Below are 25,859 nucleotides of genomic sequence, written 5' to 3'. Positions count from 1 at the left end.
TATTATGAATAAACTGTTTACTTTAACTGGTCTTTTACTCTTTTCGGGTAGTTTGGCCATAGCCCAAAACATTCAGAATAACCCTGGCAGTAACCACGGGAATAAATTCGAACAGCTGGGTACTATCTTACCTACACCAAACGAACAACGTACGGCCAGCGGAGCACCCGGTGTTAAATATTGGCAGCAACGTGCCGATTATAACATTAAATGTGAGCTGGATGAAAAAAACCTATTGCTTACAGGGTCTGAAACGGTAACTTATACCAACAACTCACCTGATCCATTAACCTATATCTGGTTACAGCTTGATGAAAACGAGCACAGTACCGATAAGAACGCAAATTATCAGGATGCCACTAAAATGCCTGCTATCGGCACAACTAAAACTTTAGATCAGTTAAGTGCAACTGCAAACAATGGCGATGGAATCAACATTACCAAACTAACGGATGCGATGGGTAAAAACCTGAAATACACGGTTAATAAAACCATGATGAGGATTGATTTACCTGTAGCATTAAGAACCGGCCAAAAATTGATCTTCAATATTGACTGGAACTACAAAATTACCGACAGAATGAGCGTTGGTGGCCGTGGTGGTTACGAGTTTTTTCCTGCCGATGGAAATTACCTGTTTACCATGACGCAGTGGTATCCGCGTTTATGTGTGTATAGCGATTTTCAGGGTTGGCAGAATCACCAGTTTACAGGAAGAGGCGAGTTTGCCCTAACTTTTGGCGATTTTAAAGTGCAGATGACGGTGCCTGCTGATCATTTGATCGGTGCTACAGGAGAATGTATCAACTATAGCGCGGTGTTAAACCCAGCGCAGTTAAGCAGGTACAATTCGGCAAAAACTGCAGCAGCTCCGGTAGAAATCCAGACTTTAGCCGAAGCAAAAACCGCAGAAACTAAGAAATCTACAACTAAAAAAACCTGGGTCTTCAATGCCAATAATGTGCGCGATTTTGCATGGACTTCTTCCCGTAAGTTTATCTGGGATGCCATGCCACAAAAAATCCAGGCTAACAACAATACTGTAATGTGTATGAGTTTTTATGGAAAGGAAGCTTACAACCTGTACAGCAAATTTTCTACCCGTGCAGTAGCGCATACCATTAAAACCTATTCAGATTTTACCATTCCTTATCCTTATCCGGTTGCGCAAAGTATTGAGGCCGCCAATGGAATGGAATATCCGATGATCTGTTTCAACTACGGCCGTACAGATGCCGATGGAACTTACAGCGAAAGCACCAAAAATGGCATGCTTGGGGTGATTATCCATGAGGTTGGGCATAACTTCTTCCCGATGATTGTGAACAGCGACGAGCGCCAGTGGACCTGGATGGACGAGGGTTTAAACTCTTTTGTTGAATATTTAACAGAAGAACTTTGGGACAATAAATTTCCAAGCAAAAAAGGACCTGCTTACACCATTGTTGATTACATGAAACTGCCTAAAGATGAGTTGGAGCCAATTATGACCAACTCTGAAAATATTGCACGTTTCGGTCCGAATGCTTATTCAAAACCAGCTACAGGCTTAAACATTCTCCGCGAAACCATTATGGGCAGAGAATTATTTGATTACGCATTTAAAGAATACGCCAGAAGATGGGCTTTTAAACACCCTGAGCCTGCCGATCTTTTCCGTACCATGGAAGATGCCAGTGGCGAAGATTTAGATTGGTTTTGGAGAGGCTGGTTTTACGGAACAGATCCCTGCGATATCTCATTGGACAGTGTGAAATTTGCTAAAGCCGATTTCCCTAAAGAAGTTCCGGCGGCAAGATCGAGAATGGTGAAAATTGATAAACCTGCTGTAAATGCTTTTGAAGATATTTCGAAAATCAGAAACCGCGAGGATAAGAAAATTGGTTTCTATGTAGATAAAAATACTGCTGCACAGGATTTCTATTATAAATACGATAGAGGATTGGTGACTATTGATACCACAGTATCTACCAAAATGGATATGACAGCACCTGTAGAAGTGATTGCAGATGCTGATCAAAGTAAATACGCAAACCAGTTCTTGTACGAACTAAGCTTTAGCAATAAAGGAGGTTTAGTAATGCCTATCATTGTGGAGTTTACCTATAAAGATGGCACCAAAGAAATCGACCGTATCCCGGCGCAGATCTGGAGACACAATGAACTTAAAACTTCAAAATTCTATGTGAAAAACAAAGAAGTTGCTTCAATTTTAGTAGATCCTTTGCGCGAAACTGCTGATATCGATACCTCAAACAATACCTGGGGCGGTAAAGCAAAAGAAAGTAAATTTAAGGTTTACAAAATGAAAGCTGGTGGTGCTGTAAGAGGCCAGTCGGTTGGTAAAAACCCTATGCAGGCAGCTGCCGGAAAATAATAGCATCATCATTATCGCGGATCGTCATTCCCAACTTGATTGGGAATCTTTAAGCTTCTGAATAATTAGATTTCATAAAATCCCCGTTGAAGAAATTCAACGGGGATTTTTTATTTTCAACCTAGTAAATCAAAAGTTAAACTTTCGATTTACTAGGTTGATAGTCATTTAAACAGTCTAAACACAATATCTAATTTTTAAAATAAATTCTTTTATAATTTTAAGACTATTATTAATCGATCAATCTCCAACTTTCCTGACTTTTGCCTGTTTTACTCTTTACAGCCTAAATCGTATATTTGATATACTCATGAAATTTAAAATCACCTCAGAATATCAGCCTACCGGAGATCAGCCAAATGCCATTAAACAACTGGTTGATGGTGTAAACGCTAACGAACATTATCAAACTTTATTAGGCGTTACAGGATCTGGAAAAACCTTCACCGTGGCTAATGTAATCGAGCAGACCCAAAAGCCTACTTTGATTTTAAGTCATAATAAAACATTAGCAGCACAGCTTTATGGCGAGTTTAAAAACTTCTTCCCTGAAAATTCGGTAAATTACTTTGTTTCGTATTACGATTACTATCAGCCAGAGGCTTTTATTGCTTCCAGTAATACCTATATCGAAAAGGATTTAAGTATTAACGAGGAGATCGAAAAACTACGTTTACGTACCACCTCTTCATTGATGAGCGGCCGGCGTGATATTATCGTGGTCTCATCCATCTCCTGCATTTATGGTATGGGTAATCCTGAAGATTTCTCACGCATGGTTTTTCGTTTTGGGGTAGGATTACGGATTTCGAGAAATGCATTTTTGCATAGCCTGGTTGAGATTTTATACTCTCGTACCACAACAGAATTTAAACGCGGAACTTTTAGGGTTAAGGGGGATACTGTAGATATTTATCCTGCTTATCTGGATCATGCTTACCGCATTTCTTTTTTCGGTGATGACATTGAAGAACTTTCGGCCATTGATCCTGTTTCAGGTAAAACCCTGGAAAAACTCGAAGATATGGCCATTTATCCTGCCAACCTTTTCGTTACCCCTAAAGACCGTTTTAATCAATCCATTTGGGGAATTCAGGAAGAGCTGGAAATCCGTAAGAACCAATTGATTGCTGACAGGCATTTACTGGAGGCCAAGAGACTGGAAGAACGCACCAATTTTGATATCGAAATGATGAAAGAACTCGGATATTGTTCGGGTATCGAAAATTATTCACGTTTCTTTGACGGAAGACAGCCGGGCATGCGCCCTTTCTGTTTGCTGGATTATTTCCCGGAAGATTATTTAATGGTAATCGACGAAAGTCACGTTACCGTTCCACAGATCAGGGCGATGTACGGTGGCGATAGGTCGAGGAAATTATCATTGGTAGAATATGGTTTCCGTTTACCCGCCGCGCTTGATAACAGGCCATTAAACTTTAACGAGTTTGAGGCACTTGCTCCACAAACCATTTATGTAAGTGCAACACCAGCCGAATACGAACTTGAAAAATCAGAAGGTGTGGTGGTAGAGCAGGTAATCAGGCCAACGGGTTTATTAGATCCTGTGATCGAAATCAGGCCAGCTATTAATCAGGTTGATGATCTTTTGGATGAAATCGATATTACTATAAAAGATGGCGGTCGCATTCTGGTAACTACTTTAACCAAACGTATGGCCGAAGAGCTGACTAAATACCTGGATCGGTTAAATATCAAAACTAGGTATATCCACTCTGAGATTAAAACTTTGGAACGTGTAGAAATCCTCCGCGGTTTACGTTTAGGTGAATTTGATGTTTTAGTAGGAATTAACCTTTTGCGAGAAGGCTTAGATTTACCCGAAGTAACCCTGGTTGCTATTTTAGATGCTGATAAAGAAGGTTTCCTCCGCTCAGAAAAATCGCTGATTCAAACCATTGGCCGTGCCGCACGTAACGATAAAGGCCGGGTAATTATGTATGCTGATGGCATTACCGATAGTATGGAAAAAACCATTTCGGAAACTAACAGACGTAGGGATATACAGATTGCTTATAACCTCGAAAACGGAATTACACCGAAAACCGTTGGAAAATCGAGAGAAGCTATTTTAGAACAGACATCGGTACTCGATTTCTCTCAGAAAGCAAGCGATAACAAGGCGAGGGCTTATGTAGAAAATGCGGAAATCAGTATTGCAGCCGATCCGATTGTGCAATATATGGGTAAAAATGAATTGCAAAGGGCAATCGATAATACGCGTAAGGATATGCAGAAAGCGGCAAAAGATATGGACTTTTTACAGGCTGCAAAACTCCGAGACGAAATGTTTGCATTGGAGAAAATGTTTAACGAAAAATTTGGTAAGTAACGATTTGGTTTTAAAGAATGGTTTTTAGCTAAATTTGGATTACAATTGCAATTCAATAAGTTATCTAAAAATCATTCAATGAAATCTTTTAAACTCGTAACGCTGATCGTACTCGGCGTCATCGGTCTGAAAAGTCAGGCCCAAAATTCGGCAATTTCCCTGCCCCTCGCAGGTAACGCTTACAGTTCTCTGCATCAGGATTCAGAAAGAACCTTATCTAATAAAGGCATCGTAAACTGGACCAATCCAAAAGAGTATTTTACCGCTTATTTCAGGGTTTCCAAACCTGGAACAATTGTGATTTCTCTGGTTGACAAACCTGCTTTAGAAGGGCAATCGACACTAGAATTTACCATTAATAATCAACCCCAAAAAGTAAGTTTCGATGAAACCAAAGCTTTTGATGGCGAGATTGGCGAATGGACGATCAAAGATACAGGTTATGTGGCCATCGTCATCAAAGGGATCAGCAAAAGCGGTGCAAAGTTTCCTTCCATTCAAACTTTAACTGTTGGTGGAACAGCTACAGAAGGTAAAACAGCCTATGTTAAAAACAATGAAGGCAATTTCTTCCATTGGGGCAGGCGCGGTCCATCCGTACATTTAAACTATCAACAGCCTGAGAATGTAAATGCAGAATGGTATTATAATGAAGTAACCGTACCAAAAGGAGAAGATATTTTAGGCTCCTATTTTATGGCTTGCGGCTTTGGTGAAGGTTATTTTGGCATGCAGGTAAACAGCCCGACCGAGAGGCATATTCTTTTTTCGGTGTGGAGTCCGTTTAATACCGACGATCCTAAAAGCATTCCAGAATCGCACAAAATTAAAATGTTAAAGAAAGGCGAAGGCGTACATACCGGAGAATTTGGTAACGAAGGTGCAGGAGGGCAGAGTTATTTAAATTACCTTTGGAAAGCGGGAAATACCTATAAATTCCTGCTTCATGGCGTACCCGGAAAAGATAGCGTTACCACATACACCGCTTATTTCTTTGCTCCGGAAACCAATAAATGGCAGTTGATCGCTAGTTTCAGCAGGCCACAGACTAAAACCTACCTTAAACGTTTCCATTCCTTTTTAGAAAACTTTTCGCCTGTTCAAGGCGATTTATCGAGAAAAGTTTTGTTCGATAATCAATGGATCTGCGATGATAAAGGCGTTTGGAGCGAGTTAAAATCAGCACGTTTCACTACCGATAATACGGGAGCAAAAGGATACAGAGTGGATTATCAGGGAGGAACGGAAAAAGGGGCATTTTACCTGAAAAACGGTGGTTTCTTTAATGATTATACTACGCCTAGAAAAATCTTCACCAGAACCTCTACCGGCAAGAAACCAGAAATAGATTTTAGTAAATTGCCTTAACATTCAAAATAATTATGGATTTTTGAAGCTTTTATCATCAACTTATTACAGTACAAATGGACGGGCAAAACAGAAAAGACATTTATCCAGGATTAGAAGTCGGAATTATTTTGAAAAAAGACCAAAGGTCAGGAAAGATCACCTATGGGGTGGTTAAAGACCTGCTTACTTCATCTGCATTTCATTCGAGAGGGATAAAAGTGCGGCTCGAAGATGGCCAGGTTGGCCGCGTAGCTGAAATAGTTGGAGACTAATTAAGGTCTAGTTAAAACCATTACAGGGTTATTTGCGTATTATATTGTAATGAAATTGCAATTAAAGGCTAAAAAAGTAACAAAATAAATTTTATGACGTCTATATTTGTAACAACAGTAATTTAAAGAATGGCATTAGTAAAATTCATTTTCATCACGATATTGGTACTTTGGCTGATCAGAATGTTGATCAGGCTAATCCTACCCATGCTGTTTAATAACCTGGCCAGTAAAATGCAGAGTCAGGCAACCGGACAGCAACAACAACAGAGACGATCGAAACCGGAAGGCTCTATCTCGATAGATTATATGCCTCCAAAACCCGATCAAAGTAAAACAGATAAACTCGGTGATTTCGTAGATTACGAGGAAGTAAAATAAAAAAAGACCCTGAACTTGTTTCAGGGTCTTTTTGTTTAAAATCAAATCTGTTTCTTCTGTTATAACTTTCTTCAAGATCTATATTCAATCCTTAACAAGGACCGTTTTGTTCATCGATACGCTTCAGTATAGATGAGAGCACTATAGTGTAGATTACATAAGCTACAAACACAAAAAAACCAAGCTGCAGGGCCGAATTATTTGCCGTTACAGTTTTTAGTGTATCATTTTGCATGTTAAGTCCCGAGAGTTGGCTCTTTAAGATCCCGTTAAGTCCAATATAAGTCATTGCAACACCCACCACCATTACATCGGCCATATCCCATTTACCAAGATCAAATGCCAGAAACCGCAACACTTTTTGGCTGCCAAAAAGGTGACCACAGGATACATGAACACCCCGGGCTACAATTCTTAACAGTGGAAGAACGACCACAAAAATCAGTAGCAGCGCGCCAACCAATACGGCATCAGGCTTTGGTTGTTCAATCAGTGTTCCTATAATCCCCAATATGCTTTTGCTTTGAAAGAAAAGTACCTGGTTGGTAAAGGCAATTTTATCTCCGAGTAGTGCAAACTCTAATGTCTGAATCCGTGCATCAACTTCTATAATCGGAGAAGTAACCCCTACAGCAAGCAGGATAACGGCAAACAACAGCGACATAATAAATAATGGTACGTGCAGCTGTACTTTTTTTCTCAAAAATAACCATAACATCAGTGCAATTGCTACGCAGCCAAGCATCCCAAGTGCAAACTGAAAACTGGCTTTTTTTATTTCTGCCAATCTTGTATTAACTAAACGGTCAAATGCTTTCGCATTTGCTACATGGTATTTATGATAAATGTTTTGTTCAACAGTGGTAATGGTTGTATCTGTACTATCATAGGTCTGTGCCTCAAGTTCGTCCACTTTGCTGGTTGCAATACCCTTTAACCTTTTTAAACTGGTAGGGCTGGTGATTTTTGCAACAATTGTTTTAGCGAAAGAAGGTACTTGCGCATGAAGTTCATCAACATCCACAAAACTTTTGAAAGCTAGTTTTTTAAGCTTACCTCCAAGGCTTTTCTGTGGCTTGGTTACTTCAGATACTGCTTTGTTTACCAATCCATGTAATTCTTTTTCAACCTCTTTCCGCATTTCTGTTTTTTGCTTCGCGGTCAGGTTAAAACCCTTTACCCTGCGATCAACAACGGCCGAGATTTTCTCTCCCCATCTGTCGACCGAAAATATACCAAAAGTAATGTTATTTGACAGGCTATAATCTTCTTTGATGTGCTTCTGCTCTACAGATAGCTGATGGAAACGGTAGCCAAAATAGGCCTCTCCCAGCAAAAGGATGCTGAGTGCAGCGATGAGCAATATAGGAGCTACCCTATTTTTCCTTACCGGAGTATCTTGAGTGGTATTTGTTGTAGTTGCCATAATAATTAATCAAACAGCTGAAATAAAAATGGTTTAGTGGGCATCATGTGGCGTAATGAACTTTAATATGGTGGATAAAATGAGACCATAAAGTACAAAACTGATAAATATGATATATCCCGGCTGTAGGGCTGTATTGTTGGTGGTTAAGATGGTAAGTGAATCGTTTTTAATATTCAATGCCTGAAGTTGTCCTTCCAGCAGTCCATTTAGCCCGATATAAGCCATCAGGATGGCAATTACGATTACATCGGCCATACTCCACTTTCCTGATTGGAAAGCAAAATATTTAATAATTCCGTTTTCAGCCAAACGTTTATTGCCCAAAAGATGAATCCCTGTTGAACTAAGTTTCACAACGGGAAAGAGAATACTAAAGACTAATATCAGTACCCCCACCAGTATCGAATCGATTCCTGGCTGGCTAATCAGTACCCTAACCACATCCATAATGCTCTTACTCTGAAAAAACAGTACCTGATCTTTAAACATTACATGCTCACCCAATAAAACAAAATCAAGCGACCGGATCCGTGCATCTACCTCAATCATTGAGGCCGTAAGACCTACAGCTAAGAGGATAAAGGCAAAAAACAGCGACATTACAAAAAGTGTAACATGCAGGTCTCTACGCTTACGAAGCCCCCACCAAAAACCTAGCACCACCACCACACAGGCCAGCATACCAAAAGAATAGCCGTAGGTTTTTTCACGGATTTCAGCAAGCGAGGCGACTAATTTTTTATTCAGTACATCGGTAGAAGATACCTGATATTTCCGGTACATTGTTTTAATCGCTGCAGCATTTGCAACAAATGCACTATCTTTCTTTTCTTCATTGGCAATTTCATTAAACTCGCCAATGGCCATTTTACTCAACTGCTTTTTGTTCTTTGGGTTATCTACCTCGGCAATAATCTTTTTGGCAAAACCAGGTACTTGTGCTTTTATGCTATCAGAGTTCACAAAATTCTTAATGGCGAATTTCTGTATCTTCCCACTTAAAGTCTTTTTGGGCTTATTTACAAGGGCTTCTGCTTTATTGATCAGTGCCAGCAATACCTGTTCAACTTCGGTTTGCAATACCTTTTTCTGTTTTTTGGTCATCTTTAGGTTGCCTACCTGATGGTGCACAATCTTTGAAACATTATCCTTCCATTGCTGTACCGAAAACAGCCCGTAAGTAATGTTGTTAATGTTAGAATAATCTTCCTTAATCTGCTCCTGCTGATCGGAAAGTTGGTGTAACCTAAAGCCAAAGTATCCTTCTGCTCCGAGCAGCAGGGCAAGAGCAAGTATAAGCAGCAATTTAGGAAGAAAAGACTTCTGCTCCTTTGTATGTTTTTCTTGTGTTTCCAAGCCGATTAATTTAAGTGGTTATGCCAATTGACGGCAATATTTGGTCTGGTATTGCCAGATAAAACCAACAATACGTGAAAAGGTTTTAAAAGTGCAATAAAATTGTGCCGCTACAGCTGAGCGTGGAAAAGGTAGATTAATAACTTTGATCTCGAAGTGCCTTATCTCCCCTCTTTTGCTTCATGGGACAAAGTAACTCCACACTTACCAAAGCTTCATTAACCACAAATCATTTTTCAGGTCGTCCTTAAATTTCGATAGTTGGACATATTTCCAGTACAGTTGGTGTATATATTTTTTTTATTTCTGAGCATCTTCTCACATTAGATTAAACAAAAAAACAAATCTTATGAAAAACGCTAAAAACACGATCAGATTAAAAAAGAGAATCATTGAATATCTAAACAATGATGAAATGAAATCGCTAAACGGTGGAGGTGGAAATTTTGGAACCATGGATACTACGCTTACGATTACCCTAACCAATATGCCTCCAATGAACAAATAAGATAATTCATCTACCTATGGAAAAACATCTCAACTTTAAAAGCATTGGACCTATCTGTATCGCATCGGAAAACAATATTTTGTGCGAAGCATTATTTGAATATCTGGGGAAAAGAAATTTCGAAAATATAGGTATTGCGGGTTCAGAAAAAGAAACCATTAACTTTTTGTGCGCAAACACTTCATCCATCCTGATTATTAGTTCGAGCCTGCTCGATAGTACTATTTTTCAGACTATGGATGCTTTAAAAAAAATAAGATCAGACTTTAAAGTGATCTTATTAAGTAATGATGTAGAAATACTAAGGTATTACAGTGAAGGTAAGAATAACCTGGTAAAGGGATTGCTGTCTAACCACGAGAGTATGAGCGACTTGTATTACTGCATTATGGAGGTTGCTTACGGACTGGATTATCAATCGAACCATGTAAAAAGATTACTCCAGACCAAAAATTCGTTGGTTAAAGAAAACTTACTTTTTATCTCTTATTTCAACAAAATAAAAGAACTGACCAAAAGGGAGATGGAGATCTTTATTGCACTATCTACCTCATTGTCGACCAAAAACATTGCCGAAAAACTTTACATCAGTCCGGCAACCGTAAATAACCATAAAGCCAGCATTACCTGCAAACTAAGCTTGAGAGGTAAAAACCAATTGTTATCGCTTGCGCTATGGTATCGTACAACTATAATTAAATCGGCATGATCGAACCATCGGACATACTGAAGTTTCTGCTACACCAGATTGATGGGAAGGGCAAACCGTACGAAAATACCGTTCGCTATAGTGTGGTGCGATTTTTATTGGCTGTAATAGAGGGTAGTCCGGTGAAAGCTGAAGATAAGGCGCTTTTAAGGGGGGCCGAACCTTTTGATAAAAACATATTTATAGAGCCTTTTTTAGGTGCGGTAAATGTACTCTTTATTATAGAACCAGAAATTGAGAAACGCATTTTTGAAGACGAGTATTTATTACCCGAACTCAACACCTACATTGTAGAAAGTGCCAATACAGCTATAAGCAGTAATATTTTTGATTTTGCCAATGGTGCATCGGGAATGCTGTTCTACCTAAAATCGGTAAACAGCAGCGAAATACTATGCCTTAAAAGCAGGTTTGTTAGTGGTGTAAGAAATTATGTTGATAAAAGGGCGTATACACTTACCGAAAACCCGCAATATCTGTTGTCAAAATTAACTGATACCCTGATCGGAATATATTTAAATAAGCCGAACGAGATCGAAGAAACAGAACTTACAGATACCATCGATACCTGCTTTAATGCCATGTTTTCATATTGGCAAGAAGTAAACCATGAGGATAAAAAGTACCTCTTTTTGGGCAAAAACCTCAAATATCCAACTTTAAAGGGATTACTTACCTGGCGTGATGGCGATATCCAAAAAGCAATAGTTACCATCGTTTACTCGGTTTTAAAAAACAATAAGCCTTTATATAAAACCGGGCTGTTGCTGGGGCTCCATACCTTGATATTACCTGATTTATTTGACGATAATATTGATGGCGTTGGTTTTTATTCGGGAGCATTGGGCCCGTATTATGGCTATAAGCTGTTGTATGATTTTACTGACGACATTAATTTTTTAGAGGCTTCAGACCTTTGGATGTCGAGGTTAGAAGCCAATCTCACCAAAATTATTTACGCCCAAAAAGAATTAAGCTTTCAGGAAATCATGATGATTGCCACCTGTTACGCATTCGTTAACCAAAAAAGCCAATACAATGACTACACCAGAGAAATCTTTTGATTATATAAATCCCAGTTCTTACGAAATCGTTGAAAGGCTAATTTTTAACGGTGTTAAAACCCTGAACAATTCGCTTTTTTCTGGTCAGTTGGGTTATATCCTTTATTTATTTGAAAGTAGCAGGCTTACTGGTGAAGATGCCCGAGAAGAAGCCGAAGGCTTACTCTACGAGCTATTTGAGAAAATAAATGCCACCACTCCCGCTTTTGGCGATTACTCTCTTGCCAATGGCTATACTGGCTTTTGTTTGTTGGTTAACTATCTCGAAAAACAGGGCTTCATCGAAATAGATGTGGAGGATGAGTTGTATCAGCTTGACCTGGCCATCGCAAATAAATCAATTGCCGATATCAAACTCAACAATACCGATTTCCTCTATGGCGCTACCGGGTACCTGCACTACTTTGCCGAAAGAAATTTAAGTCCCTTTATAAAGCAAAATATAGAAAGCTTATTAAAAAGAATTTTTGAAAACGAGATCATTGACGAAGAGGGGCTTAGGTTTAGAAATGCCTTCTACCATAAAGAGCCCGACGAAAATAACCACATTAATTTTGGATTAGCCCATGGAAACCTGGCTTTAGGAATGGTTTTTTTGAATTTGGCAGATAAAGATCCAACGCTGCATTGGCTGAGAAAAAAAGCTGAGTTGCTTGCCCATTATATGATCAAACACCTTGAACTCCGGGCTGGCGATGATGCAGTGATCAGGTCCTTATTTCCATCAATTATACGAACCGATGGGATAAAATGTTTTAACAAAATTCCCGTGGCCTGGTGTTACGGCGATCTGGCGATTTGTATCTTTTTATATAGGGTGGGGCAGTTTTCAGAAAATGACCAATACCGTAAAGTTGCCGATCAGATTGGCCATTTATCAATGAAAGAAACTTTTAAGCAGCTGGATTTTGTTAACGATCCTTTTTTCTGCCACGGAAGCGCCGGTATTGCTCAATTGTATAAATCGCTGTATCAATTATCGAACGATGAAAATTACCTTAACCATTATGAGTTCTGGATCGACAGGACAAATAAGATCATCGCTACAAAATACAGGTCGAAAGATATTAACGATGCTATCGAAAAACCAGAACATGCATCGCTTCTGGAAGGATTGATTGGTACCGCTTTAGTACTTAACAGTTATAAAAACAATATCGATCCCTGGAAATCTATTTTTTTACTTTAAAATCTACCAAATGAAAAAGTTAACCTTATTACTCGCACTAATTGTTGCCATAACCACCGCCGTAAGTGCACAAACGGATATCCAGATCAAAGGAAAGGTTTTGGATGCCAAAAATGAACCAGTAATTTTCGCGACCATATCATTAATCGATAGTTTGGGTAAAGCGGTCAATTTTGCAATATCCGATGAACAGGGGAACTATCTTTTTAATTTAAAACAGGGTAAGGGAGCGTATAAATTATTGGGCTCATCTATGGGCTATGCCAGCGCAGCGGTTTCGTTTCATATTTCTACTAATCCTGAAGTAATTACGGCACCTGATATTATACTCCTGGCTGACACCAAAATGTTATCTGAAGTAAACATTAAAGGGAAAAAGGCATTAATAGAGCAAAAAATCGATAAACTGATTTTTAATGTTTCGCAAAGCCCCATGACGGCTGGAAGCTCGGCTTTGGATTTGCTAAAAAGGGCTCCCGGGGTTTTTGTTGATCAATCAGATGCGATAAAACTCCGTGGTAAAAGTGTTTTGGTTTTGGTAGACAATAAGCAAATCTATTTATCGGGCGATCAGGTTGCACAATATTTAAAAAGCCTGCAGGGCGATAATATCGACAAAATAGAAATCATCAGTAATCCATCGGCCAAATATGATGCGCAGGGTGTTGGTGGAATAATCAATGTAATTTCAAAAAAAGACAAGAAAATAGGTGTTAACGGTAGTGTTACAGCTGGCGGGGGATACGGTAGGAATGGAAAATACAATAGTAGTGGTTTACTCAACTACAGACAAAAAATGTTTGCTGTTTCGGGCAATATTGGCTATAACCATGATAAGAGCCCTACATCCGGAGAACTAAACAGAACATTATCGGGGACCGATTTTTCGCAAAATAGCTCCAGCATCAAAACCATTAATTCAGGCCTTGCCAAACTATCGATAGATTTTTTCCCAAATGAAAAAAATACACTTGGCTTTGGTTTTATTGGCAACAAGGCAAATAATAACCTTGCAAATAACAGTTTAACTTCATTGAGAGAAAGCGGAGCCATTAATCAACTTAATCTTTATAGCGCCAACCTGACCGATTGGAACAGCCTTACCTATAGTTTCAATTACAAACTGGCACTAAAAAAGGATGAAAACTTATCTTTTGATGCTGACCTTTCTAATTACGAAAATGATGGAGATATCAACTATACTTCCAATAATGCTAACAATCAGCCTTCACAGCCAAATACCCTTAACATCAATAAAACCATGATTAAGATTGCTTCGGCAAAGCTTGATTATGAACGTGTGCTTCTAAAAAAACTAAATCTGGAAACAGGTGCAAAGGTAAGTCGTGTAACCACTGATAACATGACCCGTTTTAACCAGCAGATTGATGGCAATTGGGAAAATGATGTAAAAAGAAGCAATGTTTTTAACTACGATGAAACCATCGTGTCGGGTTATCTAAACCTGAATACCAAATTAGGTAAAAAACTATCCTTACAATTGGGTTTAAGGGGCGAACAGACACGATCAGACGGTGATTCGAAAACACTTGATTCGGTTTTCAGGCTTAACTACTTCAAGCTGTTTCCAAGTGCCTACATTACTTACGATTTTAACCAGAACAATCAACTCGGTATTTCTTACAGCAGGCGGATTGGCAGACCAGGTTATAAAGATCTAAACCCATTTACTTATTACACCGATCAATACACGGCAAGTCAGGGTAACCCCTTTTTAAGGCCAAGCTTTACAAATTCATTCGAACTGAATTATACCTTACTTCAACAGTTTAATATATCGGCAGGTTTTCAGCATACAAAAGATGAATTTGAAAAAATTGCCGTACAGGAACCCGATACTAAACTGGTAAAAGAGATCTATCAAAACTTTGATAAGTTTTATGGCTACTATATCGGGGCGAACATTCCGGTAAAGGTGCTTAAGATATGGGAGATTAGTAACTATGCCAACTTCTACTACACCGATTATACCATGGGCCAGATCAGATCAAAAGGCTCGGCGCTGCAGCTTAACAGTACTTCATCTTTCACGCTGCCAAAAAGTATAACGGCCGAACTGGACATGATTTGTTTTTACAACAATGCCTATGGTATTTACCGTGTAAAACCCAACCTATATTTTAACCTGGGTATAGCCAAAAGCCTCTCCGACAAAAGATCTACGTTTAAGCTGAGCATATTCGATTTATTCAATACGAACAGGTCTTCTATAACGGCCAACCTGGGCACACTGAACCTGGTTTCGAACTATAGATGGGAAGGAACAAGGGCGAACTTAAGCTATAGCTACAAATTTGGCAAAAGCACAGTTAAGGGAGCCGCTACCAAAAGAAAGTCTTCGGGCGAGGAACAGGGCCGTATTAAAAACTGATAGTATAGCAGCAAATTATTATTCACCTTTTAACTGTAGATATGAAAATCGGAATTCTAGAGTTTGGCGCTATTGAAGGGCATTCAGGGGCCGAAATATTGGAAAATGTTTTGGAATATGCTCAAATTGCTGATGCTGCTGGTTTTAGCCGTTTCTGGCTAACAGAACATCATCCTTTAAGCCTGGCCTGGAATAGCCCGGAAATGTTGATCCCAACATTAGCCTGTTATACCGATCGCATTAAGATTGGCATCGCGGGTACATTATCTGCTGTTCATTCTCCATATCGCGTAGCTTGCGATTTTAAGCTTTTAGGTACACTTTTTCCAGGCAGAATAGATTTGGGCTTTGCCAATGGCAAACCTAGCTTAATAGCTGCGGGATATTTATTAAACCGCTCTGGTGTAACCGATGAAATTTATAAGACCTTTAATGATAATGTTAGGTTAACATGCGATTTTTTGAAGGGGAAAACACAATCTATAGCGCCCATACATGGAGATTTACCCGAGATGTGGCTTTTAGGAGCATCGTATAATCAATTACCGTTTGCACGCGAAATGGGAATGGGATTTTCAAGATCTTTATTCCACACAAGCGATCCGGCAGGCAAAAATGCAGATCTGCTATTTAGCCACATGGAATTGTTTGAGGCTCAGCACAAGGTCCCGCCGCCGCTTAACCTGGCATTTGCGGGGATCTGTGATACGGATAGCCAAAGGGCTGAAAAGCGCTTTTACGATACCTATAAAACAGCATACGATCCGCTGAGCAATTTCATTGTTGGGTCACCGGCTTATTTTTCTGATCGTTTGGAAGCCCTTTATGAGGAAACCAGCATCGAAGAATTTATTTTCAAAGACCTTGATACGGATAACAGCAAGCGGCTGGAAACACTATCAACATTAAGTAATTTAATTAGCGACCGTATTCCAACACTCAAAAGCCATGATTAACCCAAGTTTAAAAAAATTCCCGCATTTTACGCAGCTAGATCACATGGATTGTGGTCCAACCTGCCTGAGGATTGTGAGCAAATTTTATGGTAAATTTTTCAACCTTCAAAGTTTAAGGAACCTCAGCAAAACTACAAGGGCCGGCAGCACCATGCTGGGACTACTCCGTGCATCTGAAAAGCTGGGTTACAATAGTTTTGGTGCAAAAGTAAATCTGGAAATGCTTCAAAACGAAGTAGACCTGCCTTGCGTTTTACATTGGAACCAGAACCATTTTAATGTGCTTTATAAGATTACCAAGACAAAAGCTTATATATCAGATCCAGCCAGGGGATTATTGGTATACAGTATAAAAGATTTCTTAAAAGGCTGGGCTTCAAACGGAGATATTGGCTTTGTACTGATGCTCGAACCTACACCTGCGTTTTACGCTCAGGAAGACGAAGAAAACGGGATATATAAAGGAATAGGTTTCCTTTTACCTTTTTTGAAAAAATACAGGAGCTATGGTGTGCACCTGCTGGCCGGACTGGTAATCGGAGGCGCCTTACAGCTTGCCTTTCCTTACCTCACACAGTCTATAGTAGATAATGGGATCAAAAATAAAAATGTGAACATCATTTATATGATTTTGGCTGCTCAATTGTTTTTGTTTTTAGGCAAAATAAGTGTTGAAATTTTGCGCAGCTGGATCCTGGTGCATATAGGTGCACGTTTTAACATTTCCATGCTCTCTAATTTCTTTGTAAAGCTGATGAAATTGCCCTTATCATTTTTCGATGTGAAAATGACGGGGGACCTTCTACAAAGAATCAACGACCATAAAAGAATAGAACAAACGCTTACCTCTAACTCCATTAGTACCTTAATTTCATTTTTCAACCTTTTCCTCTTCAGTATCGTATTGGTAAATTATAACCTGTCGATTTTTTTAATCTTTATGTTTGGCAGTTCCTTAAATTTCATATGGATTTATTGTTTTATCAAAAAGCGAGGAGATCTCGATTATAAAAGGTTTAACCAGCTGAGCGCAAACCAGAGCAAAACCATAGAACTGATAAATGGCATACAGGAAATCAAATTAAATAATGCAGAAAGGGAAAAAAGATGGCAATGGGAAAAATTCCAGACGAAACTGTTCAGAACGAATATCCAGAGTTTAGCACTTGATCAGGTCCAGAATATCGGTTCGCTTTTTATTAACGAGCTCAAAAATATCATCATTACGGTTATTGCAGCACAGCTTGTAATTAAAGGAGAGCTTACGCTGGGTATGCTTTTATCCATCAGTTATATTATTGGCCAGTTAAATTCCCCTATCACCCAACTCGTATCATTTGTGCAATCTTTTCAGGATGCTAAACTGAGTCTGGAACGGATTGCAGAAATCCATGGCAAGGAAGAAGAAAACAACCATTATAATGTAGAAATACCTGATACCACGGATGGGGTTGAAATTAAACTGCAAAACCTTACTTTTTGCTATTCCGGAGCGCCGGATCAGATTATTTTAAACAATATTTCCCTTACCATTCCGCGCAATAAAGTAACGGCAATTGTAGGCTCAAGTGGCAGTGGTAAAACCACCCTGATGAAACTTCTGCTAAATTTTTATAAACCAACAGTAGGTGAAATATTGGTGAACGAAAAAAGATTAGCATCTATTTCTGATGAATTTTGGAGACATATCTGTGGTTCAGTGCTGCAGGAGGGTTTTATATTTTCGGATACCATTGAAAAAAATATTGCCGTTGGGGTTGAATATGTAGAGCACGACAAGCTAAGGAATGCACTCCGCGTGGCCAATATTGAAGGTTTGGTAAATTCCTTACCCCTTGGTTTATCAACAAAAATCGGTCAGGAAGGTGTTGGCTTAAGTACTGGTCAAAAACAAAGGTTATTGATTGCTCGTGCAATCTATAAGGCCCCTCAGGTGCTGTTTTTTGATGAGGCTACAAGTGCACTCGATAGTAAAAATGAAAAAGAGATCGTTTCAAATTTAGACCGTTTCTTTAACGAAAAAACAGTTGTTGTAATTGCCCACAGGCTTAGTACCATAAAATCGGCAGATCAGATTGTTTTACTAAATGAAGGCCGTGTAGAAGAAATTGGTACCCATGAGGAACTGATCCGGAAAAATGGGTTCTACTTTGATCTGGTCAAAAATCAGTTATCAATGGATGAAATTAATCAAAATCTAATTCAATTTAAAACAGCTTAACCCATGCCAGTTAACCAAGCGACAACAGAACATACTGCAAATGATTACTCAGAAGAAGTTGATCATATTTTAAGTAGTTTGCCAAAATGGCTCAAAAAATGGAATATCTATATTATCGTTATCGTGATATTAGGTAGCCTGCTGATCTATCAATTATTTGAAAAGAAACTTCAGTTCAAGCCAATTTATACCACCCTCAATATATCTCCTGCACCCCAGTATATAGAGGTAAAAAACCTCTCAAAGATTAGCCAGGTTTATGCCGTAACAAACAAAAGGGTTGTAAAGGGAGATACCATAGCTAAATTGTCAGAAATTGGTGCCCCTTCAAAATACCAATTTTTAATTGCCCCGATAAGCGGAGTATTAAATATTAAAGGTGATTTAAAGGTTGGGAGTATTCTTAGGAAAAATCAGGCAATGATAGAAATTTCAGCAGATGAAGAGAAAACCATTTACGGAGAATTGAGGATAAATAAGACTCAGGCAGATAAATTTAAACCCGGAAATCAGATAAATATTGAATTGGATCAGCAAGGAAAGGAGCAATTCTTACAAGCCAGTATCCAGCAGGTTGATGATACTACCGATTCTGTAATTATTTACTATCAGGTTGCTAATCCCGGCAAATACAATATTAATCCCAGGCTTAAACAGGTAAGGGGGAAATTAGTACAGGAGAAAACAAAATTCTCTTTTAGTTCGCTGCTGTAGTAAATTAAGCTTCAAATGGATTTGATAGAGATGACCGCCGGTGTAGTAGAGAAATCTTTAAAATATGAATAAAGAGTTTTGTAGCGCTTGGGTTGAAAATGATGATAAAACAAAAAAGGGCCTCTAATTTTCATTAAAGACCCTTCAAATTATAAACCTGAACCTAATTTTTTTTAGCTGCTTCTTTATTTGCTTTGTAACGCATATCAGCTGTACCGTCTTTTTTAGTTGGACCGGCAACTTTAGTTACTGCTTTTGCTTTGTTTTCTTTGAAACGCATATCCGGAGTGCCATCTGCTTTTACTTTAGCAGCCGTAGTAGTTGTTTTAGTTTCTACTTTTTTAGCCTCTTGTTTTACACCTGCTTTTACTGGTGCAGTTGTAGTTTTTACTTCTTTTTTAGCAACTGTTTTAGCTTTAGCGGGAGCTGTTGTTGCTGGTGTTTGAGCAAATGCTGTGGTTAAACCAAATGCTGCGATTGCGATTAAACTCAATAACTTTTTCATAATTTTCGATTTTTGTTTTACTCGTTTTTTGTTGATATAAAATTCATTAATTGGTATGAAGTTTTAATGAAGATAACGAATATTTTTATTTTTTTTAAAAATCTAACTTATCGTAAAATTAATATTGATGTTGTATGGTACGGAGATGGGTTTTCCGAACAAGGTAGCCGGAATCCAATCTGGCGATTCCTGCAAAACCTTGATAGCTTCTTCAGCTAAACTGGTGTGTGGTGCAGAAATAACTTTTATATCTTCAATTTTGCCATTGCTGCTCACCAGGAATGATAAATAAACCTTTCCCTGGGCTCTGGTGTTCCGAGCATCTGCCGGATACCTGATACTTTTGCCGAGGTACATATAAAACTTCTTCATGCCCCCCGGAAATGATGGTTCGGTTGTAACATCGGCTTTGGCAACTGGTTCCCCATCCATATCCAGATAGGAACTATCCGTTACTTTATTTTTGGCATCATATAATTCTTTAAGCGCAAGCTTACCATTTTCATAATTAATCTTCCACTCGCCTGTTTTTTTGTCATCGGTATAGTTTCCACTTGTTTTTGGGGTACCATTTTTCCAATAAGTATTGTAACCGCCGTTTAATAGATCCTGATCATATACTTTTGTTTCCTTTAACTTACCATCAGCATCAAAGCTTGTCCACAAGCCTATTTTTTTGTTATCGCGGTATAATCCTTTTAACGAAATGTTTCCGTTTTCATATTCAAAATATTCGCCATTTAATTTTTTTAGTTTTCGATCTCCAAACGATTCGGTTCTGATTAAAACTTGTTTAGCATTAAAAGTATTTTTCAGCCAAGTGCTATCCTTCTTATAAACTTTATACATTTCAGCCGCTTTGGTTGCCGCTTTGTAGTAATTATCGCCAAAATTATAGGTAATCAGCGTATCACTTTTTTGCGCCATGCATCCAATGGATATAAAGCAGCATAAAATGAATATAGTAAGCGTTTTCATATTTAGTGTGCAGCCAGCCAGTTATCGCCCTCTCCAATTTCTACTACTATTGGCACCGTTAACTTAATGGCATTGGCCATTTTATCCTGAATGATGGCTTTCATCACTTCTTTTTCCGAGCGCACCACATCAAACACCAACTCATCATGCACCTGCATGGTCATGGTTGATTGTAAGTTCTGTGCTTTCATTTCTTTATGGATATTGATCATGGCAATTTTGATCATATCAGCAGCAGAGCCCTGAATAGGCGCGTTAATCGCATTTCGTTCGGCAAAACCACGCACAGTTTGGTTGGCTGAATTAATGTCTCTTAAATAGCGTCTTCTACCCATTATGGTTTCCACAAACCCATTCTCCCGTGCAAAGTTCATGGTATCGCTCATGTAACGTTTAATGCCTGGATATTGCGCAAAATATTGTTCAATAATTTCGGCAGCTTCTTTACGTTGAATACCCAGGTTCTGAGATAAACCAAAAGCAGATTGACCGTAGATAATACCAAAATTTACTGCTTTTGCATTTCTACGCTGGGTTCCATCTACTTCTTCTATACTTACGCCATATACTTTGGCAGCAGTTGCGGTATGGATATCGATCCCTTTGCTAAAAGCATCGAGCATATTTTCTTCTTTACTAATTTCGGCTATAATGCGTAACTCTATCTGCGAATAATCGGCCGATAGCAGAATGTGGTTTTCATCCCTTGCAATAAAAGCTTTACGTACCTCTCTACCGCGTTCGGTACGGATTGGAATGTTCTGTAAATTCGGATTGTTAGAACTCAACCTGCCGGTAGCGGCTACGGCCTGGTTGTAAGAAGTGTGTACTCTACCTGTTTTCGGGTTAACCATTAATGGTAAAGCGTCCACGTAAGTTGATTTAAGCTTCTGTAACTGACGGAAATCCAAAATATCCTGTACAATATCACTTTTGCTGGCTAAGGCTGTTAAAACATCTTCTCCGGTTTGGTACTGGCCTGTTTTAGTCTTTTTGGCTTTTGGGTCAAGCTGAAGTTTATCAAATAACACCTCACCTAATTGTTTTGGTGAGGCCAGGTTAAATTTAATCCCCGCTTTATCATAAACATTCTGTTCGAATTTGATGATTTCGGTTTCAAGCTCTTTAGAGTAAGCCTGTAAAGTTTCGATATCAATGCGTACGCCTTCTTTTTCGATATCGGCCAATACATAAACCAGAGGATTTTCAATTTCTTCGGCCAGTTTGGCGGCGTTTAATTCTTTTAATTTTGGCTCGAAAATGTGTGCCAGTTGCAAAGTTACATCAGCATCTTCAGCAGCATAATCTACTACATCAATTACCGGCACATCACGCATGGTGCCCTGGTTTTTGCCTTTTGCACCGATTAGTTTAGTAATAGAGATTGGCGAATAACCCAGATAATTTTCTGACAACACATCCATGCCATGGCGGGTATCAGGATCGATTAAGTAGTGGGCCAGCATCGTATCGAACAGTTTACCTTGTACCTGAATGCCATACCACTTTAACACCAGTATGTCGTATTTAGTATTCTGACCGATTTTCTCGATATTTTCATTTTCCAATACCACCCTGAATTCATCAACAATCAGCTGGGCTTCTTCCCTTTCTGCCGGAACCGGGATATAATAACCCGTACCTGGTTTTATAGAGAATGATAAGCCAACTAAATCGGCCATGTTGGCATCAGTGCCGGTGGTTTCGGTATCAAACGAGATCCGCTTTTCGGCAAGCAATAATTTAATTAAATCTGCACGCTGCTCAGCAGTATCAACCAATTGGTAATCGTGTTCCGTATTTTCGATGGTTTTGGCCGGAAGTTTTTCTGCCGGTTCTTCCTCAAGTGTATTAGTGTATTGTATGGCCTCGCCCGATTGATTGCCAAATAAATCAGTTTGTGTACCTTCCTGAAAACGTGCCGTAGTAACCGAAAACTCATCGCCAAATACCCTGCGGCCTAAAGTCCTGAATTCTAATTCGGTAAATAATGGCTCCAGCAAGTCACGGCTCGGATCGCAAAGTTCCAGGCTGGCTTCATCAAGTTCAACGGGAACATCCAATAAAATAGTCGCCAGTTTTTTGGAGATCAGTCCTTGTTCTGCAAAGTTTTCTACGTTTTCGCGTTGTTTACCTTTTAATTCGTGCGAGTTGGCAATAATGTTCTCCATAGAACCATATTGTTTGATCAGGGCTTTTGCAGTTTTTTCGCCAATTCCTGGGATACCAGGGATATTATCTACTGCATCGCCCCACAAACCTAAAATATCGATTACCTGTAGCACATTTTCGATCTCCCATTTTGCCAATATTTCCTTTACGCCCAATATTTCCATATCGTTACCCATGCGGGCAGGTTTGTAAATGAAAATATTTTCAGAAACCAATTGCGCAAAATCCTTATCCGGCGTCATGCAGTAAACCTGATAACCCTTTAGTTCTGCTTTTTTGGCCAGTGTACCAATAATATCATCGGCCTCATAACCATCAGAAGTGATCACAGGAATATTAAAACCGGTAATTAATTTAATCACATAAGGCATTGCAGCAGCCAGATCCTCAGGCATGGCCTGGCGGTGTGCTTTATAAGCTTCGAAGGAGGTATGTCTTTCTGTTGGTGCTTCAGTATCAAAAACCACTGCAATATGTGTTGGTTTTTCTTTCTTCAAAACATCTAATAAAGTATTGGTAAAGCCCATTACTGCCGATGTATTGATACCTGTTGAGGTAAAACGGGGGTTTTTACTTAATGCAAAATGGGCCCTGTACATTAGCGCCATACCGTCTAGGAGAAAGAGTTTTTTATTCATGTGATTACACCGATTTAATGATTGCTGGCAAATAGATTTACCGGATGATAAAAGTAACCAAAGTTAATCATATCGGTAAAATGCTTTATCAACAAAAAAAATTAAAATTAAATTATTGAATTCTTTAACTTTCATCATCATTAAATAAAACGCGCTATGAAAATATTTTGTACATTAACTTTTTGCCTGATTGCAGGCTTGGTTAAAGCCCAGCTTCCATCTGATACTTTGGTTACCTATATTACTTTTGAAAACCTGAAAGGTAATGATGATGGGTATGGTGCATCTATCAACCGGCCAATAGGTACTGGTGCCTTTAAAAATTTAATAGATAGAAGTTACTTAAGCTTACGGATGGCCAAACTGGAAAATTCTTATCGCTGGCCGGATGGATCAAAGATTGATTTTAGTAAAAGGAAAAGCGAGCATTCGAGCACAGGAATTGTAGACCGTTATACTTTGATAAATCCCAATTCAAAAGATACTATATTTCTTTTTGTTGATCCCTATAAACTTGATTCTGCTTTCTTTGTGCCAAAGGGGCTGATTTCGCTTAATAAGGAGGTTTTAGCAAAAGAAATTTCACCACAATTAAAAGCTATTGATGATATTAATGTAGCGAAAGATGCCTTTGGTAATCAACAGGATAGCATCAATAAAGTTGCCAATTATATCGCTTCACGTGTGGGGCTTGTTAATTTTGTTGATCGGGAAAATTTAGCAAAAGTGATGACCGATACCCAGGCTTCGGCCGAAATAAAAGAATATCTGTTTAAGGTTTACATCATCAATAAATTTTATGCATTAGGTAAAAACATCAGCAATACGAAAGCTTATGCTTTAAATAAAATGAAAGAATCGTTTAATACCTTTCAAAAGGAACATCCAAATGTAGAAACGGGCAACATCAAAATTAACCTGAATTAGTACGATTTGAAATTTAGTTCCGTTATTTGTGGAAAGCCAATTGATTATATGAAATTTCTATTTTCTGTCTTTCTTTTCTTTTTTACTTTAAATCAGCTTTCGGCACAGGATTTTATCGTTAAAAACAATGATGATGTAATCCGCGGAACGATTAAAGGTACCGATTATTTTTCGGTGTTTATCAGTGCCAATGATGAAGCGGATGTAATTTTGCCTGCAAAGAATGTTAAAAGTTTTTTCTGGAACGGCAACAGCTTTGTAAGCAAGGGTTTTGCAAACGGACGTAATTTCGAATACCGTTTTGTGAAGGTGATTGAAATGGGAACGGTTAATTTGTATTCTTTCGGTGGAGGAACTTTGGTGCCTGAGGTAAAAGAGAAAAAAGTAAGGTTCAGGCCTTCAGTAGGTATTGGAACCGGAACCGGTGGTTACGGTGGCATGGGGATGGGTGGAGGAATCAGCATTGGTGGCGGACGTAGTTCGGCACCTGAGAGACCTGCAGGAGCACCCGCTGTCCGTTATTTTATTGAGAAACCCGGTGCAGGCCCTTTACAGGAAGTACCCATGAAAGCCATTACTGAAGATGCTAAAAAGACTGAAGTTAAAAATATTCTATTACAAAAAATGGGCGATCAACCCGATTTGAAAGCTAAATTAGAAGCGGGAACAGATTTTAATAGCCGAGATGTAATTGAATGGGTAAAGGAATATAACGCGACAAAGAAATAAAGCCAGGATTAATAATAGATTTTAGGATTGCGAAATCGTTTTGCATAAAATTACCTTGCACAACAGTTTAACAAGTGATCGTTAACCATTCCGGTAGCCTGCATGTGCGCATAACAGATTGTGGTGCCAAAAAACTTGAAACCACGCTTTTTCATGTCTTTGCTGATTTTGTCGGAAAGTTCTGTGCGTGGCGGAACATCTCCCATTTTTTCGATACGATTCTGGATCGGTTTGCCATCAGGTACAAAACTCCATAAGTATTTGGAGAAACTCCCAAATTCCTTCTGCACTTCGATAAACAGTTTGGCGTTGGTAATGGCGCCATTCACCTTTAAGCGATTGCGGATAATGCCCTCATCGTTCATTAACCTCTCCACATCTTTTTCGGTAAAGGCAGCAACTTTTTTAACATCGAAACCGGCAAAAGCCTTACGGTAATTTTCGCGCCTACGGAGGATGGTAATCCAGCTCAAACCAGCCTGTGCACCTTCCAGTATTAAAAATTCAAATAAAATTTTATCGTCATAAACCGGCTTCCCCCATTCTTCATCATGGTATTTGATGTAGAGCGGATCGGTGCCAGCCCAGGAACAGCGTACTATTGAGTCCTTAGTCTTTAGTCCAGAGTCGTGAGTCATA

General features: G+C 38.9%; 21 protein-coding genes. 15 read left to right on the top strand and 6 right to left on the bottom strand.

Features of this window, described 5'->3' with window-relative positions; all coding sequences use genetic code 11:
- Window positions 1-4: 4 nt before the first annotated feature.
- The 5 genes from U859_RS0100445 (at window position 5) to U859_RS0100425 (ending at window position 6,733) form a co-directional block, all read left to right on the top strand.
- Window positions 5-2,377 carry a M1 family metallopeptidase gene (locus tag U859_RS0100445; protein WP_025141478.1) on the top strand — a complete coding sequence of 791 codons (2,373 nt, stop codon included), beginning with the start codon at window positions 5-7 and terminating at the stop codon, window positions 2,375-2,377.
- Between the two features lie 310 nt (window positions 2,378-2,687).
- On the top strand, window positions 2,688-4,730 hold the full coding sequence (gene uvrB, locus U859_RS0100440; RefSeq protein ID WP_025141477.1) for an excinuclease ABC subunit UvrB: 2,043 nt from the start codon (window positions 2,688-2,690) through the stop codon (window positions 4,728-4,730).
- Between the two features lie 78 nt (window positions 4,731-4,808).
- Window positions 4,809-6,098 carry a DUF3472 domain-containing protein gene (locus U859_RS0100435; RefSeq protein WP_025141476.1) on the top strand — a complete coding sequence of 430 codons (1,290 nt, stop codon included), beginning with the start codon at window positions 4,809-4,811 and terminating at the stop codon, window positions 6,096-6,098.
- A gap of 56 nt (window positions 6,099-6,154) precedes the next feature.
- The gene (locus tag U859_RS0100430) at window positions 6,155-6,352 is read left to right on the top strand and encodes a YwbE family protein (RefSeq protein WP_025141475.1); all 198 of its coding nucleotides are present in this window, start codon (window positions 6,155-6,157) and stop codon (window positions 6,350-6,352) included.
- Between the two features lie 129 nt (window positions 6,353-6,481).
- The gene (locus U859_RS0100425; protein ID WP_025141474.1) at window positions 6,482-6,733 is read left to right on the top strand and encodes a DUF4834 family protein; all 252 of its coding nucleotides are present in this window, start codon (window positions 6,482-6,484) and stop codon (window positions 6,731-6,733) included.
- A 91-nt stretch (window positions 6,734-6,824) separates the two neighbouring features.
- Here U859_RS0100425 and U859_RS0100420 read toward each other — a convergent pair whose 3' ends face one another.
- Window positions 6,825-8,159, bottom strand: a complete 1,335-nt coding sequence (locus U859_RS0100420; RefSeq protein WP_025141473.1) for a paraquat-inducible protein A — start codon at window positions 8,157-8,159, stop codon at window positions 6,825-6,827.
- A gap of 33 nt (window positions 8,160-8,192) precedes the next feature.
- A complete protein-coding gene (locus U859_RS0100415) occupies window positions 8,193-9,518 on the bottom strand; it encodes a paraquat-inducible protein A (protein WP_025141472.1) in 1,326 nt (441 codons plus the stop codon).
- A 349-nt stretch (window positions 9,519-9,867) separates the two neighbouring features.
- Here U859_RS0100415 and U859_RS31880 point away from each other — a divergent pair, with 349 nt between their 5' ends.
- From U859_RS31880 to U859_RS0100375, 8 genes are read left to right on the top strand one after another with little or no spacing between them, the layout of a single operon-like run.
- Complete coding sequence (locus U859_RS31880; RefSeq protein WP_162799822.1) at window positions 9,868-10,026, top strand: hypothetical protein; 159 nt, start codon at window positions 9,868-9,870, stop codon at window positions 10,024-10,026.
- Between the two features lie 16 nt (window positions 10,027-10,042).
- Window positions 10,043-10,735, top strand: a complete 693-nt coding sequence (locus tag U859_RS0100405; protein ID WP_025141471.1) for a helix-turn-helix transcriptional regulator — start codon at window positions 10,043-10,045, stop codon at window positions 10,733-10,735.
- A complete protein-coding gene (locus tag U859_RS0100400; protein WP_025141470.1) occupies window positions 10,732-11,799 on the top strand; it encodes a hypothetical protein in 1,068 nt (355 codons plus the stop codon). Before U859_RS0100405 ends, U859_RS0100400 begins: the two co-directional genes overlap by 4 nt.
- Window positions 11,774-12,988, top strand: a complete 1,215-nt coding sequence (locus tag U859_RS0100395; protein WP_025141469.1) for a lanthionine synthetase LanC family protein — start codon at window positions 11,774-11,776, stop codon at window positions 12,986-12,988. Before U859_RS0100400 ends, U859_RS0100395 begins: the two co-directional genes overlap by 26 nt.
- Window positions 12,989-12,998: 10 nt before the next feature.
- Window positions 12,999-15,380: an outer membrane beta-barrel family protein gene (locus tag U859_RS0100390; protein WP_025141468.1), complete on the top strand. Its 2,382-nt coding sequence runs from the start codon at window positions 12,999-13,001 to the stop codon at window positions 15,378-15,380.
- Window positions 15,381-15,421: 41 nt separating this feature from the next.
- Complete coding sequence (locus U859_RS0100385; RefSeq protein ID WP_025141467.1) at window positions 15,422-16,336, top strand: LLM class flavin-dependent oxidoreductase; 915 nt, start codon at window positions 15,422-15,424, stop codon at window positions 16,334-16,336.
- Window positions 16,329-18,557, top strand: coding sequence for a peptidase domain-containing ABC transporter (locus U859_RS0100380; RefSeq protein ID WP_025141466.1), 2,229 nt, complete (start codon window positions 16,329-16,331; stop codon window positions 18,555-18,557). The genes U859_RS0100385 and U859_RS0100380 overlap by 8 nt, the downstream gene beginning before the upstream one ends.
- 3 nt (window positions 18,558-18,560) lie before the next feature.
- Entirely contained in the window at window positions 18,561-19,271 is a 711-nt protein-coding gene (locus U859_RS0100375; RefSeq protein WP_025141465.1) for a hypothetical protein, read from the top strand.
- A 163-nt stretch (window positions 19,272-19,434) separates the two neighbouring features.
- Here U859_RS0100375 and U859_RS0100370 read toward each other — a convergent pair whose 3' ends face one another.
- From U859_RS0100370 to polA, 3 genes are all read right to left on the bottom strand, one after another.
- Window positions 19,435-19,776, bottom strand: a complete 342-nt coding sequence (locus U859_RS0100370) for a hypothetical protein (protein ID WP_025141464.1) — start codon at window positions 19,774-19,776, stop codon at window positions 19,435-19,437.
- A 102-nt stretch (window positions 19,777-19,878) separates the two neighbouring features.
- Complete coding sequence (locus U859_RS30800) at window positions 19,879-20,703, bottom strand: energy transducer TonB (protein ID WP_025141463.1); 825 nt, start codon at window positions 20,701-20,703, stop codon at window positions 19,879-19,881.
- A gap of 53 nt (window positions 20,704-20,756) precedes the next feature.
- Entirely contained in the window at window positions 20,757-23,564 is a 2,808-nt protein-coding gene (polA, locus tag U859_RS0100360) for a DNA polymerase I (protein WP_025141462.1), read from the bottom strand.
- Between the two features lie 156 nt (window positions 23,565-23,720).
- Here polA and U859_RS0100355 point away from each other — a divergent pair, with 156 nt between their 5' ends.
- Window positions 23,721-24,491 (top strand): hypothetical protein, encoded by a 771-nt coding sequence (locus U859_RS0100355; RefSeq protein WP_025141461.1) that lies wholly within the window; start codon window positions 23,721-23,723, stop codon window positions 24,489-24,491.
- 48 nt (window positions 24,492-24,539) lie between these two features.
- The gene (locus U859_RS0100350) at window positions 24,540-25,220 is read left to right on the top strand and encodes a hypothetical protein (protein ID WP_025141460.1); all 681 of its coding nucleotides are present in this window, start codon (window positions 24,540-24,542) and stop codon (window positions 25,218-25,220) included.
- Window positions 25,221-25,270: 50 nt separating this feature from the next.
- Here the strand turns inward: U859_RS0100350 and U859_RS0100345 are convergent, their stop codons facing one another.
- Window positions 25,271-25,858, bottom strand: a complete 588-nt coding sequence (locus U859_RS0100345) for a DNA-3-methyladenine glycosylase I (protein ID WP_025141459.1) — start codon at window positions 25,856-25,858, stop codon at window positions 25,271-25,273.
- Between the last annotated feature and the right edge of the window lies 1 nt (window position 25,859).

Origin of the sequence: Pedobacter jeongneungensis, assembly GCF_000633455.1 — a bacterium.
In the GTDB taxonomy this organism is placed as follows: Bacteria; Bacteroidota; Bacteroidia; order Sphingobacteriales; family Sphingobacteriaceae; genus Pedobacter; species Pedobacter jeongneungensis_A.
Note: the sequence above shows the minus strand (reverse complement) of the source record. Positions and strands in the feature narration are given on the sequence as shown.